Source organism: Nocardioides panzhihuensis (assembly GCF_013408335.1).
Lineage (GTDB): Bacteria > Actinomycetota > Actinomycetes > Propionibacteriales > Nocardioidaceae > Nocardioides > Nocardioides panzhihuensis.
Map to the genome: position 1 here is coordinate 1,604,822 of NZ_JACBZR010000001.1, position 18,591 is coordinate 1,623,412.

Below are 18,591 nucleotides of genomic sequence, written 5' to 3' on the forward strand. Positions count from 1 at the left end.
ATGCCCCTGGTACCGATGTCGCTGCTGCTCGGCGACGCCCGCGGAACCGGCCGCGGGCTGGGTGCGATGAACGTGATCCAGCTCGAGCTGGCCGAGGCGATTGTCGCCGGGGCCGAGCAGGCCGGCCGTCCGGTGGTGCTCCAGATCTCCGAGAACACCGTCGACTACCGAGGCGGCTTGGCGCCGCTGCTGCGCGCGAGCATCGCGATCGCGGAGCGAGCCACGGTGCCGGTCTGCGTACATCTGGACCATGCGACCAGGGTCGAGCTCGTCGAGGAGGCGGTCGAGCTGGGCTGTCCCTCGGTGATGTTCGACGCCTCGAAGCTCGACTACGACTCGAACGTGGCGGCCACGGCCCAGGTCGCGGCCTGGTGTCATGAGCGGGGCGCCTCCGTCGAGTCCGAGCTCGGCGAGGTGGGCGGCAAGGACGGCGTGCACGCGCCGGGGGTTCGTACCCAGCCGGGGGAGGCGAGCGCGTATGTCGAGGCCACCGGTGTCGATGCACTCGCCGTCGCGGTCGGCTCCTCGCACGCGATGACGACGCGGACAGCCGCCCTCGACAATGAGCTCATCGCTCGGCTCGCCGATGCCGTCGAGGTGCCGCTCGTGCTCCACGGCTCCTCCGGGGTGCCCGACGAGGGCATCGTCGCGGCCATCCATGCCGGGATGACCAAGGTCAACATCGCGACCCACCTCAACGCGACGTTCACCCGTGCCGTGCGCGCGGCGCTGACGGACGAGTCCCGCGTCGACCCGCGCAAGTACCTCGGCGCCGGCCGCGATGCGGTGGCCGGCGAGGCCGCGCGCCTGCTCACGTTGATCGGTGGACCGAGGGTGGACCGCGCTGTGTGACTCAGCCACGGCCGCGGCGTACTCCCTTGTAGATGCACCGACGCACGATCCAAGGCTGCAGGACGGTGTTGATCGTCCACGCAGGGAAGCGGAAGGGGCGTCCGTTGGGCGCGAAGACCTGGAGCCCGTCTCGCTGAACGCCGATCACCGAGCCCCACCGGCGACGTGGTGGCTGGTAGCTGTCGAGCGGCCTCCCCTCGAGAGCTGCCTTGATGTTGCGAGCGAGGAGTCGGTCGGCGCGGTTCCTTGCGGAGGATCTCAGCTCGTCGGTGGCCGCGACGTCGCCCTGTGCGCAAGGTCGAGACCGACGAGAGTGCCGTGAATGACATCGGCCCGATCGAGTCCGCGGAACCGGTCGAACGAGATCCGGTAGTCGCGCTCCCACTCGGCCGGCCTGCTGAGTCGAGCGCCGAGCTCCTGGCCGCTGACCAGTCCTGGCTTGGTGGAGATCCCGACGACGTCGGCGTGCTTCGAGAGGCGTACCGCTGTCAGGACACCCGTGTCGCCGAGCCCCGCGATGATGACCCGCTTGCTCACCGCTCGAAGGTAGTGGACCCATCGAGGAATTGAAACATGTTCTAGTCGGCTTCGATGCCTGACCTGGACGATCGAGCACGGTGAGGCCGCGTGTCTGCTCGCGTTGATCGGCGGATCGAGGGTGGACCGCGCAGTGTGACCTGCGTTACAGTCACCTCCAGTTTCGATTGGTTCTGACTCATTAGGGCGTGATGCGATCATGTTCAATCAATCATTCCGGCGATTACTGGTCTCGGGGGTCGCGCTGGCCGCCGCACTGGTCGCGCTCAGCCCGGTGAGCTCGGTGGCGGCCGAGAGGGCCGAGACCAAGGCCGAGGCGACGAGCGAGCTCGGCGACGTGACCGGCTTCGAGCGCGACGGCGACAGCTACACCTTCGAGTCCGGCGAGGCCGCGCTGCGCGTGACCTTCGAGGACGCCGACATGGTGCGCGTACGCCTGGCCCCGAACGGCGAGTTCACCGACCCCGCCAACGACGACCCCGCGGAGCCCGGCGCTCCGGACGCCGACATCGTCGTCAAGCGCGACTACCCCGGCGGGCAGACGGAGGTGAAGGAGACCGGCGCGGCGTACGTCATCAGCACGGCCAAGGCTGTGCTCACCGTCACCAAGCAACCGATCACGCTGCGCCTCACCGATCCGGAGGGAAAGGTGCTGATGGCGGAGGCCTCGCCGCTGACCTGGGACGGCAAGAGCACCGCTCAGCACCTGGAACGCGGAGCCGAGGAGCAGTTCTTCGGCGGCGGCATGCAGAACGGCCGGTTCAGCCACCGCGGCGAGACCATCAAGATCTCGCGCGACTTCAACTGGAACGACGGTGGCAACCCGAACGCGGTGCCGTTCTACGTCTCCTCCCGCGGCTACGGGGTGCTGCGCAACACCTTCGCCGCCGGCAGCTACGACTTCGGGGCGCCGACCACGACCACCCACGACGAGCAGCGCTTCGATGCCTACTACTTCGTCGGTGACGCCGAGCGCGTCATCGACTCCTACACGGAGCTGACCGGGCGGCCGGTCGCGGTGCCGATGTACGCCCTGGAGGTCGGCGACGCCGACTGCTACCTCCACAACGCCAACCGTGGCGAGCGCGAGACCCTGCGCGACTCGACCGCGATCGCCGAGGGCTACGCCGAGCACGACATGCCGCTGGGCTGGATGCTGGTCAACGACGGCTACGGCTGCGGCTACGAGGACCTGGCCGAGACCGGTGACATGCTGAAGGACCACGGCGCCGAGCTGGGCCTGTGGACCGAGGACGACCTGACCGAGCAGGAGAGCGAGGTCAAGGCCGGCGTACGCGTCCGCAAGACCGACGTCGCCTGGGTCGGCCCCGGCTACCGCTTCGCGCTCGACGCCTGCGAGCAGGCCCGCGACGGCATCGAGACCAACAGCGCCGACCGCTCGACCGTCCTCACCGTCGAGGGCTGGGCCGGCACCCAGCGCTGTGCCGCGGTGTGGAGCGGCGACCAGTCCGGGAGCTGGGACTACATCCGCTGGCAGATCCCGACGTACGCCGGCTCCACCATGTCCGGCCAGCACCTCGCCACCGGCGACGTCGACGGCATCTTCGGCGGCAGCGCCGAGACGTACGTCCGCGACATGCAGTGGAAGATGTTCCTGCCGATGACCTACCTGATGAGCGGGTGGGCCGCCTCCGACAAGCAGCCGTGGCGCTACGGCGAGCCGTACACCTCGATCAACCGGAAGTACCTGAGCCTGCACGAGCGCCTGCTGCCCTACTTCTACACGCACACGATGCGGGCCAACCGCAACGGCGTCGGAGCGGTCAAGCCGCTCTACCTCAACTACCCCGAGGACCCGAAGACCTGGGGCGACGACGTCAAGTACGAGTTCCTCGCCGGCGACGACTTCCTGGTCGCCCCGGTCTACGAGGACTCCACCACCCGCGACGGGATCTACCTCCCCGAAGGCACCTGGGTCGACTACTGGAGCGGCCGGGTCCACCAGGGACCGAAGACGATCGACGGCTACAAGGCTCCGCTGGACACGCTGCCGCTCTTCGTACGCGCCGGCGCCGTCGTGCCGCAGTTCCCCGAGGGCACGCTCGACTGGCAGCAGGGCAAGAAGTCGGGCCGTCTCGACCTGGACATCTACCCCCAGGGATCCTCGTCGTTCGTGAACTACGAGGACGACGGGCGCAGCCAGGCGCACGCCTCGGGCGAGTCCGCCACCCAGGAGTTCGAGGTCGACGCACCCGAGCAGGGCCGCGGCCGGGTCGTGGTGCGGCTGGGCGAGGTGGACGGCTCCTACGCCGGCAAGCCCGCCTCGCGCGAGTACGGGCTCAGCGTGCACGCCGACGCCGCGCCGGGAAGCGTGGTGCTGGACGGCACCGAGCTGCCACGGCGGGGTTCGAAGAAGGCGCTGGAGGACGCGGCGACCGGATGGTTCCACGACTCCGCGACGGGTGTCACCCAGGTGAAGACGGGGAAGCTCTCCACATCTTCGGCTGCCGTGGTCGCGCTCAACGGGTCCTCGGCGGTCGGTGGTGGCCACCCGGGTGACCGCAACGTGAGCCTCGATGCCGCCGCTCCCGCGATCGCGGTCGCCGGTGAGCCCGCGGAGGTCAGCGCCACCTTCACGAACGAGACCGACTCACGGGTGCAGCTCGGCTCGATCAACGCGTCTGCACCCGAGGGCTGGGACGTACGTCCAGGTCCTGGTGTCTCCGGCGGCCTCGCGCCTGGCGCTTCCCGCACCGCGACCTTCAGCGTCACACCGCCGGCGGACGCCGAACCGGGACGGGTGAAGCTCGAGGTGAGCGCGACCTATGAGACCCACAGCCGGACGTACGCGGTGACGGACTCGGCGACCACCACGGTCGCCCATCCGGACCTGGCCTCGGCGTTCAACAACGTCGGCGTCACCAAGGCCGAGGATCCCGGACCCGGCGACATCGACGGGGGAGGCAGCAGCTTCCTGGCCGGCAAGCTCGCCGAGAAGGGCGTCACGCCAGGTGCGACCGTGAGCACGAACGGCTTCGACTTGACCTGGCCGGACTCGGCGCCGGGCACCGAGGACAACGTGGCCTCCGGCGGCGAGACCATCCGGGTCAGCGGACAGGGCAACGCGCTGGCGTTCCTGGGGACCGGCACCAGCCTGTCCGCGGCGGGGAAGGCGACGGTGCACTACACCGACGGCACCTCCGACGCCGGGACGCTCGGCTTCCCGAACTGGTGCTGCGCGGCCACCGACAGCTATGGCGCCAAGGTCGCCGTCACCACGCTCGGGAAGAACACCCCGAGCGGGCCCGCCTATCCGAGCGTCTCCTATCGCCTGTTCACCAAGACATTGCGCACCGACCCGGCAAAGGAGATCGCGGCGGTCACGCTTCCCGCCAACGCCGCGGTGCACGTGTTCGCGATGACGGTCGGCGAGGAGGAGATCGTTCCTCCGGCCCTGGCCGACGGCCAGTACTCGCTCGGCAACGCCGGATCAGGGCTCGCGCTGGCCGCCGCCAGCGAGACGAGCGAGGGTCAGCTGACCACGGCTGCCGCCGGGGCGGCGGCAGCCCAGAAGTGGGTGGTCACCAGAAACGAGGACGACGGCAGCTACCAGCTGAAGAATGCCGGCACCGGTCTGTGCGCCGACGTCGCCTACAGCTCCACCACCAGCGGTGACCCGGTCGTGGAGTACACCTGCACCGGCACGCCCAACCAGCGGTGGGTGATCGCGACCGACGGCGTAGCGCTGAAGATCTCAGCCAAGCACAGCGGCCTCAGTCTGGCGGCCCGTGCCGACGGGCTGGTCGTGCAGCAGACCGGCACCGCCGCCGAGTCTCAGCGCTGGCGCGCCACCGCGAACTAGGTGGCGACGGGGTGGGGGCTCGGGATTCCGGGCTCCCACCCGTCTGCGTCAGCGCCCGAGCGTGTGGAGCAGGCCGGTCACGGCGGCCACGGCGGCGCCAGGGTCCTGAGTGCGGATGGCGTCGAAGACGGCGACATGCGCGTCGGCGAGGTCGGTCGTCTCGTCGCCGAGGTGGATCATCGTGCGCAAGTTGCCCTCGAAGCCCGCATAGAGCTCGATGAGGAGCGGGTTGTGGGTCGCGGTGACCACACCGAGGTGGAACTCCGCGTCGGCGTCGGCGAAGGCGTCGGCGTCCTTGGCTGCGGTGGCGGCCGCGCGCCGTTCCATGAGCTCCGTCAGCGCTCGCATGTCGTCCTCGGAGCGCCGCTCGGCGGCCAGTGCCGCGGCCTGGGTCTCGATCGCCTGGCGGACCTCGAGGACATGCTGCGGATCGACCCGACCGACCCGGCGCCGCATCATCGCCGCCACCTCGTTGGCGGCGGCGACGTACGTCCCGTCCCCGCGTCTCACCTCGAGCACGCCGGTGTGGGCCAGGGCCCGTACGGCCTCGCGCACCGTGTTCCGGCTGACGCCGAGCGCCGCGGCCAGCTCCGGCTCGGCCGGGATGCGGGTGCCGACGGTCCACTCGCCGTCGGCGAGCAGGTCACGCATCCCGTCGATCGCCTGGTCGACGAGGGAGCGAGAAGTGGTGGCGGAGAGCGGCACGGCGCCGTCCTTTCATCCAATCATCCGATGTCTGGCATCCTAGGGGGTGTGACCTCCCGAATCCAGTCCCGCCCCGAGTCCTCGTCGTCGAAAACAGCCGTACGGTCGACGGTGTGGCTGTTTGTCGCGGTCCTGCTGGTGGCAGCGAACCTGCGTGGCGGCATCACGTCCCTCGGTGCCCTGCTCGACAGCCTCGACGGGCTCTCGGCCGGCACCAAGTCCTTCCTGACCTCGCTGCCCGTGCTGTGCTTCGCAGTCGTCGGCGCGACCGGCATGACGCTCGCCCGCCGGCTCGGCGTTCATCGCGGCATCGGGGTCGCGCTCGGTCTGCTGGTGGCCGGGCTGCTGGTCCGGGTGGTCGGTGACCCCTGGCTCCTGCTCGTCGGCACGTTCGTCGCGTGTGCCGGCATCGCCCTCGCCAACGTGCTGCTCCCGGCCGTGGTCAAGGAAGGCTTCCCGAACCGCGTCGGAACGGTCACCGGCGCCTACAGCGCGGTGATGTCGCTCGGCGCGGCGTCCGCTGCCGGCGTCACCGTGCCGATCGCGAACGCGGCCGGAAGCTGGCGGGTCGGCCTCGGCGTCTGGGCTCTGCTCGCCGTCGTGGCCCTGGTCGCGTGGCTGCCCTATCTCCGCGAACGCGAGGTACGCAGCGGTGGCCGGGCCCGGGTCTCGTTGTGGCGGGAGCCGGTGGCGTGGGCCGTGACGCTCCTCTTCGGCACCCAGTCCCTGTTCGCGTACGTCGTGATGAGCTGGCTGCCGAGCATCTATGCCGACGCCGGCTTCGGGCACGCGACGGCAGGGCTGCTGCTCGCGGTGAGCATCCTGGTCGGCGTACCGGTGTACTTCCTGGCGCCCACGCTTGCGATCCGCGCCTCGTCGCAGGGCCACCTGATCGCCGTCCTGACCGGGCTGCTGGCGGTCGGATTCGCGGGCCTGCTACTCGCTCCCGTCGCAGGCGCCTGGCTCTGGGCGGTGCTGCTCGGCGTGGGCGGTGCGGTCTTCCCGGTCACCCTGACCCTGTTCAGCATCCGCACCGCGACCACCGCCGGCACCACCGCGCTCTCCTCGATGGCGCAGAGCATCGGCTACCTGTTCGCAGCCGGCGGCGCGTTCGTCGTCGGGCTGCTGCACGAGTCCACCGGCTCGTGGTCGGTCCCGATCTCACTCCTGCTGGGCCTCGCGGTCGTCCAGGTCTGCGCCGGGTACGTCGCGGGTCGTCCGGTCGTCATCGGAGCCCGGGCCGAGGACTGAGCCATCGGATTCGAGGCGGCCGACACGGCTGTTCCTCAGGCGCGCACCCCGACGATCGGCGATACTGCGGGGCATGACCGCAGCCGCCGAGAGACCGGATCGAGTCGGACTGTCCGTCGTGGCGGCGGTCATCGTCATCGCGGCCGAGATCGCGCGTCTGGTGGTCCTGAGCCAGATCCGCTGGGAGATCGGCTACCCCGGGGAGTTCGCGGTCGAGGGCGTGCTGTTCACGCTGGTCTACCTGACGTACGCGGCGGTGCTGGTCTGGCGCGGGCGGAGCCTCGTACGCAAGCTCACCGCACCGCTCCTGCTGGTCCCGGGTTGGCTCTACGCCTGCTACTGGCTGGTCGCCGCCTTCCTCCAGGCGCGGGGCTCGTTCGAGCTGCCGCACGGCGAATGGTTGCTGTGGGTGGTCCGCTTCCTCGTCGTGTTCATCACGGTGTGCCTGGTGGCCGCGTGGGGCGTTGCTCGGCGCAGAGGCTTCCTGTGGCTGATCGGTCTGATCGTGCCGGTCGTGCTGACGATCGCCTGGCTGAAGTGGTCGTGGCGTCTCTACGAGGCGATCGCCGGTGAGATCTTCGTGTACGACCTGGTGGCGGCCGTCCCGACCGTGGTCATCACGCTGCTCGGCTGCCTCGCCTGCTGGGGCGTCGAGGCGTTGACCCGCAGGCGGGCCTGAGGTCAGGGTCGTACGCCGGAGTTCTTTGCGTCCTTCGGCAGGGAAGGGTCGATCGGGGTGACCCGGACGCCGAGTGCGGAGTGGGCGTAGCTGGCCAGCTGCTGCTCGGCCCGATCCAGGGTCAGGGACGAGTTGTGGGCGAGCAGGTGGAGGCCGAAGGCGTCCTCGAGGGCCACGAAGTTGCGGGCGATCGCCTCGGCCGAGTCGGTGAGCGTGAAGACGTCTGTCGCGCGGCCGACCTCGAGCACTGCGGTGTAGAGCGAGACCTCGCGGTCGAAGAGCAGTGTCATCAGCGTCGCGTGCATCGGGCTGCGGCTCGCGTTGACCGAGATCTCATCGAGGACCTGGCTCAGTAAGAGGTCCTCACCTCGGGGAAGGCCCGAGTACATCAGGCGTCCGAGCTTCGCGGTGGGGGACAGGTCGCCCTCGATCGCCCGCTGCCGGGACCAGTAGTAGCGGTCGGTCGCGGCCTGGTGGGCGGCCTCGATGAGGCCGTCGAGCTCGGGGTAGTAGTAGGCGATCAGGCGCGGTGAGATGCCGGCCTCGGCGGCGATGTTCTTCATCGTGGCGCCGGCCAAGCCGTGGGTGGCGATCACGGTCAGCGTTGCCGCGGTCAGATGTTCGCGCCGAGCGGCCTGGTCCTTGCGTCGAGCCATGCTCAACCGTAACGCCTGTGTGAAATCCATGGGCGGACGATTGACAACCGGTGTGGCGAGGCTCATATTTGCGGTCAAGCGCAAAGAAAGGAATTGCTTGTGCGTACTCACCAGGACTGGCTCGATACCGCCGCCGAGGCCCGCCTCCGGACGCGTCCGTTCGTCGGCGGTCGTTCCATCGACATCGCGGAGGGCTCCTTCGAGAACTGCAACCCCGCGTCCGGCGCCTTGCTCGCAGAGGTCGCCGACGCGGGCGAGGCCGGTGTCGACGCCGCCGTGCGGGCGGCACGGGCCGCGTACGACGACGGCGGCTGGTCGCGGGCGGGGGTGGCCTTCCGCCGCGAGCGGATGCTCCGCTTCGCCGACCTCCTCGCCGACCATGCCGCCGAGCTGGCGGTGCTGGACTCGCTCGACATGGGCAAGCGGGTCGTGGACGCCTACGACCTCGACCTGCCGTTCTCGGCGAACCTGTTTCGCTACTACGCCGAGGCGATCGACAAGATCAACGACGAGGTCGCCCCGACCCCGCCAGGCACTCTCGGCCTGATCCGCCGCGTCCCGCTCGGCGTCGTCGGCGCGGTCGTGCCGTGGAACTACCCGGTCGACATGCTCGCCTGGAAGGTCGCTCCCGCGATGGCCGCGGGCAACAGCGTCGTCCTCAAGCCCGCCGAGCAGTCGCCCTCCTCGGCACTGCGGATCGCCGAGCTCGCGGCCGAGGCCGGGATCCCCGACGGTGTCCTCAACGTCGTCCCCGGCCTGGGAGAGACCACCGGTCGTGCTCTCGGGCTCCACCCCGACGTCGACGTGCTCGCCTTCACCGGCTCGACCGAGGTCGGCGCGTACTTCCTGCAGTACGCCGGCCAGTCGAACCTCAAGCAGGTCTGGCTCGAGTGCGGCGGGAAGAGCCCGCACCTCGTCTTCGCCGACGCCGAGGACCTCGCCACCACCGCGAAGCAGACAGCCCTCGGCATCTGGTTCAACCAGGGCGCGGTCTGCTCCGCCCACTCGCGCGTCCTCGTCCAGCGCGAGGTCCACGAGGAGTTCGTCGACCTCGTCGCCAAGGAGGCGGCGGCGTACGCTCCCGGAGACCCGCTCGACCCGGCCGCCGGAATGGGCGCGATCGTCTCGCCCGAGCAGACCGACCGGATCATGGCTTTCGTCGACGAGGCGAAGACCTCAGGCGCCCGCCTGGTCACCGGCGGTGAGCGGATCACCCGCGACGGCAGCGACTGCTACGTCCAGCCGACCGTCTTCGACGACGTCGACCCGGCCTCCACCCTCGCCCGGGAAGAGGTCTTCGGGCCGGTCCTTGCGATCACCGCCTTCGACACCGAGGACGAGGCCGTCGCGCTCGCCAACGACACGCCGTACGGACTGGCCGCCTCGGTCGCGACCAGCAACCTGAGCCGCGCGCACCGGCTCACCGAACGGATCCACGCCGGCACGGTGACCGTGAACGGTGTCGACGCCTTCAGCGCCTGGACCCCGTTCGGCGGGTTCAAGGGCTCCGGTTTCGGGCGTGATCTCTCGCTGCACGCGCTCGACAAGTACGTCGGTCTCAAGACCGTCTGGATCAACCACTGACCCGTCCGACCAGCCAGGGACCCACCATGACGCAGATCAACCAGCCGACCGCGCTCGCGGCCGAGCAACAGACGCATCTTCGCAAGACGCTGCGACGCTTCGACATCATCTTCCTGCTCATCGCGGCCGTCGTCGGCCTCGAAACCCTCGGGCAGGTCTCGGTCTACGGCGCCGAGGCGTTCACCTGGGCGCTCGTGCTCGCGATTTTCTTCCTCGTGCCGTACGGACTGATCTTCGCCGAGACCGGCGCCGCGTTCAGCGAGGAGGGCGGGGCCTACACCTGGGTCCGGGACGCCTTCGGACGCCCGGCCGCCGCGGTGGCGGCGATCCTCACCTGGATCACCCAGCCGGTGTGGGTCGGTGGCTCGATGGCCTTCCTCGCCGCGGAGACCGTGAGCGTCTACATCACGCCGCTCGAGCACGGCTCGGCCGGTGACTACGTGTTCAAGATCGTGTTCATCTGGATCACGGTCGTCGCGGCGATCGCCAGCCTCAGCAAGGGCAAGTGGCTCCCGACCAGTGGCGCGATCCTCAAGGTCAGCCTGCTCGCCTTCTTCGTGCTGACGACGATCATCTACGCCGCGCAGAACGGCGTGGTCGAGCTCAGCGGCAGCGACTTCAGCCCGACCCTGCTCGGCCTGTTCGGGTCGGTGCCGATCCTGCTCTTCGCCTACCTCGGCTTCGAGTCCTCCAACAGCGCCGCCGGCGAGATGGAGAACCCCGCTCGCGACGTACCGGTCTCGATCTTCCGTTCCTGCCTGACCGCTGCGGTCTGCTACCTGGTGCCCATCTTCGCGATCCTGCTCGTCGTCCCCAGCGAGAACATCACCGGCATCGGTGGGCTCCTCGACGCCGTCGGCACCGTCTACTCGGTCTACGGTCCCGCGGCCGAGCCGCTGCTCACGCTCACCGCCGTCGTCTTCGTCTACATCCTGATGAGCCAGGGTGCCGCGTGGATGATCATCTCCGACCGGATGCAGGCGATGACCGCTGCCGACGGCTCCTTCTTCGGTGGGTTCTTCGGCCGTTTCCACGAGGGTCTCGGTACGCCGGTGCGGGTCAACATGCTCTCCGGCGTCGTCTCGACGGTGTTCATGATCGTCGCGATGCAGGTGACCGGGTCCGGTGCGTCGATCTTCGGCGTCGTGCTCACCATCTCGATCTCGACCTTCCTGCTCAGCTACCTGCTGGTCATCCCCGCCGCGATCCGGCTGCGTACCCGCTATCCCGACCGCCCGCGCCCGTTCCGCGTGCCCGTCTCCGACCGCGGCTTCGCGGTGCTCGGCTGGTCGGCCTTCGCCTGGGTCCTGCTCGGCTCGTGGGTCGCGGTCTTCCCCGGCACCCTCGAGCGGCTGTTCGGAGTGGCGTACCCGTTCGAGGAGATCTGGGGCGTGAGCCGCCTGACCTTCGAGGCCTTCACGCTCGGCACCCTCGGCTGCCTGCTCCTGCTTTGCGGCATCGGGTACGCCCGTGGTGCCCGCGTCCGCGCCGAGGTCGGCGCACCCGTCCCGTCCGTTCCCACCGAGGAGCCCACCCGATGACCGACCAGACCCCCGCGCCGTACGACATCCTGTTCGAGCCCGTCCAGATCGGGCCGTTCACCACGAAGAACCGCTTCTACCAGGTGCCCCACTGCAACGGCATGGGCTACCGCGACCCCAGCGCCCAGGCGGCGATGCGCAAGATCAAGGCCGAGGGCGGCTGGTCGGTGGTGTGCACCGAGCAGGTGGAGATCCACCCGACCTCCGACATCGCGCCGTTCATCGAGCTGCGGATCTGGGACGACCAGGACCTGCCCGCGCTCAGGCGGATCGCCGACGCGATCCACGAGGGCGGCGGCCTGGCCGGCATCGAGCTCGCCCACAACGGCATGAACGCCCCGAACCAGATCAGCCGCGAGACCCCGCTGGGCCCCGCCCACCTTCCGGTGGCCCCCGACACGATCGCGCCGGTCCAGGCCCGCGCCATGTCGCTGCAGGACATCGAGGACCTGCGGCGCTGGCACCGCAATGCCGTACGCCGCTCGCTCGAGGCCGGCTACGACGTCGTCTACGTCTACGGCGCCCACGGCTACGGCACCCCGCACCACTTCCTCTCGCGGCGCTACAACAACCGCACCGACGCGTACGGTGGCTCGCTCGAGAACCGGATGCGGCTGCTGCGCGAGCTCCTCGAGGACACCGTCGACGAGGTCGCCGGCCGGGCCGCGGTCGCCTGCCGGATCACGGTCGAGGAGGAGATCGACGGCGGCATCACGCGCGAGGACATCGAGGGCGTGCTGCGCGATCTCGGTGAGCTGCCGGACCTGTGGGACTTCGCGATGGGCAGCTGGGAGGGCGACTCGGTCACCTCGCGGTTCGCCCCCGAGGGCCGCCAGGAGGAGTTCGTCGCCGGGCTGAAGAAGCTCACCTCCAAGCCCGTCGTCGGCGTCGGCCGGTTCACCTCGCCGGACGCGATGGTGCGCCAGGTCAAGGCCGGCATCCTCGACCTGATCGGCGCCGCGCGGCCGTCCATCGCGGACCCGTTCCTGCCGAACAAGATCCGCGACGGTCGGCTCAACCTGATCCGGGAGTGCATCGGCTGCAACATCTGCGTCTCCGGCGACCTCACCATGTCGCCGATCCGCTGCACCCAGAACCCGAGCATGGGGGAGGAGTGGCGCCGCGGCTGGCACCCGGAGCGGATCCGCACGAAGGAGAGCGACTCCCGCATCCTGGTCGTCGGCGCCGGTCCCTCCGGTCTGGAGGCCGCTCGCGCGCTCGGCGTACGCGGCTACGACGTCGTGCTGGCCGAGGCCGGCCGCGACCTCGGGGGCCGGGTCACCGCGGAGTCGAAGCTGCCGGGTCTGTCCGCGTGGGGCCGGGTCAAGGAGTACCGCGAGGCCGCCCTCGCCGAGCTCGCCAACGTCGAGATCTACCGGGAGAGCCCGATGACCGGCGAGGACATCGTCGAGTTCGGCTTCGAGCACGTCATCACCGCGACCGGCGCCACCTGGCGCACCGACGGTGTCGCGCGCTTCCACACCACCGCGATGCCGATCGCCGAGGGCATGCAGGTGCTCGGCCCGGACGACCTCTTCGCCGGCCGTCTGCCCGAGGGCAAGAAGGTCGTCGTCTACGACGACGACCATTACTACCTGGGTGGTGTCGTCGCCGAGCTGCTCGAGCAGTCGGGCTACGACGTCTCGATCGTCACCACCGGTTCGCAGGTGTCGTCCTGGACCAACAACACCTTCGAGGTCAACCGGATCCAGCGGCGCCTGATCGAGAGCGACATCGCCCGGGTGACCGACCACGCGGTCGTCTCCGTCGGGGTCGGCGGCGTCCGGATCAAGGACGTCTACGCGGGCCTCGAGCGCGATCTCGACTGCGACGCCGTCGTCATGGTGACCGCCCGCCTCCCGCGCGAGGAGCTCTACGTCGACCTCGTCGCCCGTCGCGACGCCGGCGAGATCGCCTCCGTACGCGGCATCGGCGACTCCTGGGGGCCCGGCACCATCGCGGCCGCGGTGTGGTCCGGCCGGCGCGCGGCCGAGGAGTTCGACGCCGTCCTGCCCTCCAACGACGAGGTGCCGTTCCGGCGCGAGGTGACCCAGCTGGCCTGAGGCCGGGCGGCGCGGTTGGGTGGGTGTGGAAACGTTGAAGGCTCGGGCTTCCTCGTGGGTCCGAGCCTTCAACCAGGTGCCGTCCCCAGGGGACTGCTCGTAGTGCCTAGCGGACCACCTTGAGCGGTCCCTCCTCGGGCGTCGGCGGCTCGAACCTCGCGAAGTATTCAGTCGCCGTCTGCTCGGTGAGCGGCCAATCGTCCGCCTGCCTGCCGTGTCGGTCACCGACCCGGCCCAGGATGGTCTCAAGACTCGTCGCGATGTAGACAGTCTCCGGCACGATGCCTTCGGGTGCGAGCAGTGCGCGGAACTCATCGCGTTGTCGCCGGAACCAGAATCCGAAGTCGAGCACGACATCGTTCCCCGCCGCGACATGGTGCAGCAAGCGCGCCTTCAGGTCTGCTGCCACCTCGGCGACCACTTCGGCGGACGGCATCGTCGTGATTCCGCGATCCCAGAACTCCACCTCGAACGACAAACGCGTCCAGCTCTCGCGCTCCAAGCGCTTGGCATATGTGGTCTTTCCTGCACCACCTGGCCCGCACATCATCACGACGCGGGGGCCTGGACTCCTGTTCACTGCCACTAGGCGGAGATTACGCTCCGCCACCGACGTTGAGACTTGCAACGCTCCGCTCATCGCTGATCTGGATGGTTCGAAGCCGACGGGTCGCAATGATTCTGCTCGGTGATTCGGCTTATCTGCGCCTGGTGAAGCGAACATCGCCGTTGGGTAGGCGTTCGTGGAGATATGCCGCGTCGTGGGCGCGGTGGTGGTGATGGGCACAGAGCAGTGACGCGTTGTCGATGTCTGTCAGGCCGCCTTGGGCCCAGGCGATCCAGTGGTGGGCTTCGGCCCAGGTGCCGGGGATGTCGCAGCCTTCGGCCTCACAGGTCGCCGAGCGGAGCAACAATGCTCGGCGTTGGGCGGCGGTGAAGAGGCGTTCCTTGCGGCCGAAGTCCAGGACCTCCGAGGCGCCGCCGAGAACGGCGGGGATGATGTTGGCGGTGCAGGCCAGCCGCCGGGCCTCGGCCGCGGTGATCGGGGAGCCGCCCACGACCTGGGCTATGCCGGCTTCCTTGCGGAGCTGGTCGATATCGATGGTCACGATCACCGTGGTGGCATCGCCGCCGTGGATCGGAAGGCGGGTCGGGTCGAGGGTCTCCAGCATCTGGCAGAACGCCCGGCCCAGCCGCCGGTCATAGGGCAGGTAGTCGCCGGTCTCGGTGCGGGTGCCGTCGTCGCGTCGGGGTGAGGCGAAGGCCTCGAGGTTGGTGGCCAGCCGGTCCGCAGCCGCATCCGGGATGACCGCGGAGATCCGGGTGGTGCCGTCCCCGAGGCGCCGCATCGCCAGGCGGGTCTTCTTGCGGGCGTGGGCTTCCTCGGCCGCGAGCCGTTTGGCTTCCTCGGCCTCGGCGATCTCGGGGGCGATGACATCGAGGATCCGGCGTCCGAGGCGGCGGAGCCGGGTGGGGTCGAACTGACGCGCATAGGCGACCAGGGTCTCTTCGGCCTTGACCCGGATCTCTGGGTCGAGGCCGGCGGGGAGGTCGTCGAGGGCGTTGACGATCTCCTGAGCCTGGGCAGCGTTGCAGGCACCGGCGCGCATCGCCGCCGCGACCTGGTGGTAGGTCCGGTCCAGTGCCTCAGCGAGCCGGAGGTCGGTGCGCAGGGTCTCGGGGCGTTGGCGGGTGTGGTGATGCAGCCAGGCCGCGACATCGCGGGCGGCGCTCTCGGCCGCGACGTCATCCGCGGTCGCGAGCACGCGGAGCTCGAGCTCGGCCAGCTGGGCTTTGGCGCGGGCGATCTCGAGCAGGGTGGCGGCCTTCTGATCGGTGGCCATGAACGACGGGTTCGCCTCAGAGATCTCGCCAAGGGAGGCGGTGACCGCGACCACGGCCGAAAGCACAGGGTGTTGCGGTTGTTGCAGCGTGGTCATCACGGTCACCTCCCGACGTACGAACTCAAGGGTTTCTGCCTGTGCAGAATCCCGGTTGGTTCGCTGGTCTCGGAGGCCCGGCAGTACGGGCTATTACTTACCCTCGCAGCTCAGCGTTCACGCCCCTGGTTCCCCTGGATTACCCCACACCCGTTGTGTCTCGGATGGATGAGGCACGCCTCTTTTGAGGTGGTCGGCCTTCACGTTTACGCCTGTGCCGAGCCTATCACACAACGCAAACCAATGAACCCAATCAGGGACAGATATCCCAAACCCAAGCCAGACCGCTGCTGGAAGCCCGCAAGACAGCCAAATGGCACCTCACCCAGACGCCCAAGCCTCTAAATCTCCCAACCCAAGCCCGGTATCGGCCCCACCCACGCTGGAACTCAGGCACCACCACTAGCGCCGATGATCAGCCGCGCGCCTGACGGTCGTACGCCGCGTAGCTGCGCTGGGTCGCGATGTGGCCGGCGACGTGCTTGGCGTCGTGCCACACGCCCCAGATGAAGGACGAGCCACGGCGGGAGAGCCAGGGGAGGCCGACGAAGTAGACACCGGGCTCGGTGGAGACGCCGCGGCGGTGGGCCGGGCGGCCGTTCTCGTCGAGCGCATCGACCTGCAGCCAGCTGTAGTCGGTTGCGAAGCCCGTCGCCCAGATCACCGTGGTGATGCCGGCCTCGGCCAGGTCGAGGGAGAGCAGCGGGGTGGTCGCGGCCTGCGGGGTGGGGCCGAGGTTGCGGGCCGACGGCTCTTCGGGCAGGTCGATGCCGTTGCGGGCGGCGTACTCGTCGGCGGCGTCGAGGAGTGCGAGGTAGTTGGCGTCGCCCTGGGCGATGTTCTCGGCCAGATCCTCACGGAAGGTGAGCGTGCCGGCGTCGTAGGTGTCGGTCATACCGACGAGCTGGATCCCGCTCGCCTCGAGGGCGCGGAAGTCGACGGTGTGGCCGCCGCGGGCGCCGCTGACGGCGATCGTGACGTGCTCCGCGCCGGCGGCCGGGGTCTCGAGGTCCCACAGACCGAGGACGCCGAGCCACCAGCAGAAGTCGCGGCCGCGGTAGCTGCGCGGGGGACGGTCGTGCGGGCCGACGGAGAGGTGGACCTGACGGCCGGCGCGCTGCAGCTCGTCGGCGATCTGGACACCGGAGGAGCCGGCGCCGACGACGAGGACGTTGCCGTCGGGAAGCTGGTCGGGGTTGCGGTAGTCGCTCGAGTGCATCTGCACCGCGACGGCGCCGTCGGGGACGATCGGCGGGTAGACCGGCCGCTGGAACGGGCCGGTCGCGGCGACGACGAACCGCGCGTCGATCACGCCGTCGGAGGTCTCGACCCGGAAGCCCGGCCGGCCCTGATTGCGGGTCACCGAGGTGACCTCGACACCGGTCCGGATCGGGGCGGCGATCTTCTCGGCGTACGCCTCGAAGTACGCTGCGACCTGGTCCTTGGTCGCGAACGCGTCCGCGTCGACGTCCTGGAACTCCAGGCCAGGGAATCGGTCGTGCCAGGCCGGGCCGTTCGCGACGAGCGAGTCCCAGCGCATCGTGCGCCAGCGCTCGGCGATCCGGTCACGCTCCAGCACGAGGTGGGGTACGCCGTTGTCGCTCAGGTGCTCGCTCATCGCCACGCCGGCCTGGCCGGCGCCTACGACGAGGACCTCGATCTGTTCGTTGGACATACTGGAAATCCTGGGCCGCCTCGTTGCTCGTGTCCAACAGATGTTGTTGGCCTTATCCATCGGATCGATCGATGCAGTGCTCGCTGACGGACATTGCATCTGATTCATTGACGATAGTCCTTGGAAACATCTGTTGGACACATGCTCCGCGACGAGGTGGACTGGTCTTCGTGGAGACCAACAAGAGCATCGTCGTCGGCGGACACACCCGGATCCGCCCGTTCAACACCAGCGTCACCTATCCCGAGCAGAACCTCGACAACGACCTGTGCCAGGCCGTCGTCGCGGGCAACACCGTCTACGTGCGCGGCCAGATCGGGCAGGACCTGGACACCAGCGAATCGGTCGGCATCGGCGACGTCGAGGCGCAGACCGAGCAGGCGATGGCCAACATCAAGATGCTGCTCGAGGAGGCCGGCGCTCAGATGGAGCACCTGGTCAAGCTCACCATCTACATCGTCGACCCGCGCTACCGCGAGACGGTCTACCGGACGATCGGCCGCTGGACGAAGGGCGTGCACCCGATCTCCACCGGTCTGATCATCTCCGCCCTGGCCCGCCCGGAGTGGCTGGTCGAGGTCGACGCGATCGCCGTGATCCCGGGGGAGCAGCAGTGACCTTCTCTGTCCTCGCGACCGACGGCAAGGGTGCCGTCGGCATCGCCGTGACCTCCTCGAGCCCGGCCGTCGCGGCGCGCTGCATCCACCTGCGCCCCGGTGTCGGCGGCGCCTCCTCGCAGAACATCACCGACCCGCGGCTGGGCACCGAGCTGCTCGACGCGCTCGCCTCAGGGCTCGACGCCCGGGCCGCGATGGCCGCGGTCACCCAGGGCCGCGAGCACATCGAGCACCGCCAGCTGACCGTGCTGTCTCTCGACGGGCGGGGCGAGGCGTACAGCGGGTCCGGGTCGCTTGGGGTCCACCATCACGTGGTCGCCCAGCAGGTCGTCGCCGCCGGCAACCTGCTGGCCGGCACCGAGGTCGTCGACGCCGTGGCCGCAGGGTTCCGGGCCGCGACCGGAGACCTCGAGGAGCGGCTGCTCGCCGCTCTCGAAGCCGGGCTGGCCGCCGGCGGCGAGGCCGGACCGCTGCACTCCGCGGGACTGTCCGTGGTGCGCGACGTCGCCTGGCGAGTCACCGACCTCCGGGTCGACTGGAGCGACCACCCGGTCGAGGACCTCCGCGACCTGCTGAAGGTCTGGCTGCCGCAGCGCGACGACTACGTGACCCGCGGCCTCGACCCCACCACCGCGCCGTCCTACGGCGTCCCCGGGGACGAGTGAGCC

General features: G+C 69.5%; 15 protein-coding genes. 9 read left to right on the forward strand and 6 right to left on the reverse strand.

What is annotated here, in order from left to right; translation table 11 throughout:
- Positions 1 to 852, forward strand: coding sequence for a class II fructose-bisphosphate aldolase (locus tag BJ988_RS07475; protein WP_179657449.1), 852 nt, complete (start codon positions 1 to 3; stop codon positions 850 to 852).
- A 258-nt stretch (positions 853 to 1,110) separates the two neighbouring features.
- On the opposite strand, the gene BJ988_RS30105 is transcribed toward BJ988_RS07475, so the two are convergent.
- The gene (locus tag BJ988_RS30105; protein WP_218860655.1) at positions 1,111 to 1,389 is read right to left on the reverse strand and encodes a hypothetical protein; all 279 of its coding nucleotides are present in this window, start codon (positions 1,387 to 1,389) and stop codon (positions 1,111 to 1,113) included.
- Positions 1,390 to 1,588: 199 nt separating this feature from the next.
- Between BJ988_RS30105 and BJ988_RS07485 the strand changes: the two genes are divergently transcribed.
- A complete protein-coding gene (locus BJ988_RS07485) occupies positions 1,589 to 5,212 on the forward strand; it encodes a TIM-barrel domain-containing protein (protein ID WP_179657450.1) in 3,624 nt (1,207 codons plus the stop codon).
- A gap of 48 nt (positions 5,213 to 5,260) precedes the next feature.
- Here BJ988_RS07485 and BJ988_RS31280 read toward each other — a convergent pair whose 3' ends face one another.
- Positions 5,261 to 5,917: an FCD domain-containing protein gene (locus BJ988_RS31280; protein ID WP_179657451.1), complete on the reverse strand. Its 657-nt coding sequence runs from the start codon at positions 5,915 to 5,917 to the stop codon at positions 5,261 to 5,263.
- A gap of 48 nt (positions 5,918 to 5,965) precedes the next feature.
- Here BJ988_RS31280 and BJ988_RS07495 point away from each other — a divergent pair, with 48 nt between their 5' ends.
- Positions 5,966 to 7,168 (forward strand): MFS transporter, encoded by a 1,203-nt coding sequence (locus BJ988_RS07495; protein WP_179657452.1) that lies wholly within the window; start codon positions 5,966 to 5,968, stop codon positions 7,166 to 7,168.
- Positions 7,169 to 7,241: 73 nt separating this feature from the next.
- Complete coding sequence (locus BJ988_RS07500; RefSeq protein ID WP_179657453.1) at positions 7,242 to 7,847, forward strand: hypothetical protein; 606 nt, start codon at positions 7,242 to 7,244, stop codon at positions 7,845 to 7,847.
- Positions 7,848 to 7,849: 2 nt separating this feature from the next.
- On the opposite strand, the gene BJ988_RS07505 is transcribed toward BJ988_RS07500, so the two are convergent.
- Positions 7,850 to 8,503 carry a TetR/AcrR family transcriptional regulator gene (locus tag BJ988_RS07505; RefSeq protein WP_179657454.1) on the reverse strand — a complete coding sequence of 218 codons (654 nt, stop codon included), beginning with the start codon at positions 8,501 to 8,503 and terminating at the stop codon, positions 7,850 to 7,852.
- Positions 8,504 to 8,602: 99 nt separating this feature from the next.
- Between BJ988_RS07505 and BJ988_RS07510 the strand changes: the two genes are divergently transcribed.
- From BJ988_RS07510 to BJ988_RS07520, 3 genes are read left to right on the forward strand one after another with little or no spacing between them, the layout of a single operon-like run.
- The gene (locus tag BJ988_RS07510; RefSeq protein ID WP_218860656.1) at positions 8,603 to 10,087 is read left to right on the forward strand and encodes an aldehyde dehydrogenase; all 1,485 of its coding nucleotides are present in this window, start codon (positions 8,603 to 8,605) and stop codon (positions 10,085 to 10,087) included.
- 26 nt (positions 10,088 to 10,113) lie between these two features.
- The gene (locus tag BJ988_RS07515) at positions 10,114 to 11,628 is read left to right on the forward strand and encodes an APC family permease (RefSeq protein WP_179657456.1); all 1,515 of its coding nucleotides are present in this window, start codon (positions 10,114 to 10,116) and stop codon (positions 11,626 to 11,628) included.
- On the forward strand, positions 11,625 to 13,691 hold the full coding sequence (locus BJ988_RS07520; RefSeq protein WP_179657457.1) for an oxidoreductase: 2,067 nt from the start codon (positions 11,625 to 11,627) through the stop codon (positions 13,689 to 13,691). Before BJ988_RS07515 ends, BJ988_RS07520 begins: the two co-directional genes overlap by 4 nt.
- A 106-nt stretch (positions 13,692 to 13,797) precedes the next feature.
- Here BJ988_RS07520 and BJ988_RS07525 read toward each other — a convergent pair whose 3' ends face one another.
- The 3 genes from BJ988_RS07525 to BJ988_RS07535 form a co-directional block, all read right to left on the reverse strand.
- On the reverse strand, positions 13,798 to 14,415 hold the full coding sequence (locus BJ988_RS07525; RefSeq protein ID WP_343051528.1) for an AAA family ATPase: 618 nt from the start codon (positions 14,413 to 14,415) through the stop codon (positions 13,798 to 13,800).
- On the reverse strand, positions 14,390 to 15,631 hold the full coding sequence (locus BJ988_RS07530; RefSeq protein ID WP_179657458.1) for an HNH endonuclease signature motif containing protein: 1,242 nt from the start codon (positions 15,629 to 15,631) through the stop codon (positions 14,390 to 14,392). The genes BJ988_RS07525 and BJ988_RS07530 overlap by 26 nt, the downstream gene beginning before the upstream one ends.
- Positions 15,632 to 16,046: 415 nt before the next feature.
- The gene (locus BJ988_RS07535) at positions 16,047 to 17,306 is read right to left on the reverse strand and encodes a flavin-containing monooxygenase (protein ID WP_179657459.1); all 1,260 of its coding nucleotides are present in this window, start codon (positions 17,304 to 17,306) and stop codon (positions 16,047 to 16,049) included.
- Positions 17,307 to 17,476: 170 nt separating this feature from the next.
- Here BJ988_RS07535 and BJ988_RS07540 point away from each other — a divergent pair, with 170 nt between their 5' ends.
- Together BJ988_RS07540 and BJ988_RS07545 are read left to right on the forward strand one after the other, a co-directional pair.
- A complete protein-coding gene (locus BJ988_RS07540; protein WP_179657460.1) occupies positions 17,477 to 17,923 on the forward strand; it encodes a Rid family hydrolase in 447 nt (148 codons plus the stop codon).
- Positions 17,920 to 18,588, forward strand: a complete 669-nt coding sequence (locus tag BJ988_RS07545; RefSeq protein WP_179657461.1) for a DUF1028 domain-containing protein — start codon at positions 17,920 to 17,922, stop codon at positions 18,586 to 18,588. Before BJ988_RS07540 ends, BJ988_RS07545 begins: the two co-directional genes overlap by 4 nt.
- Positions 18,589 to 18,591 lie beyond the last annotated feature (3 nt).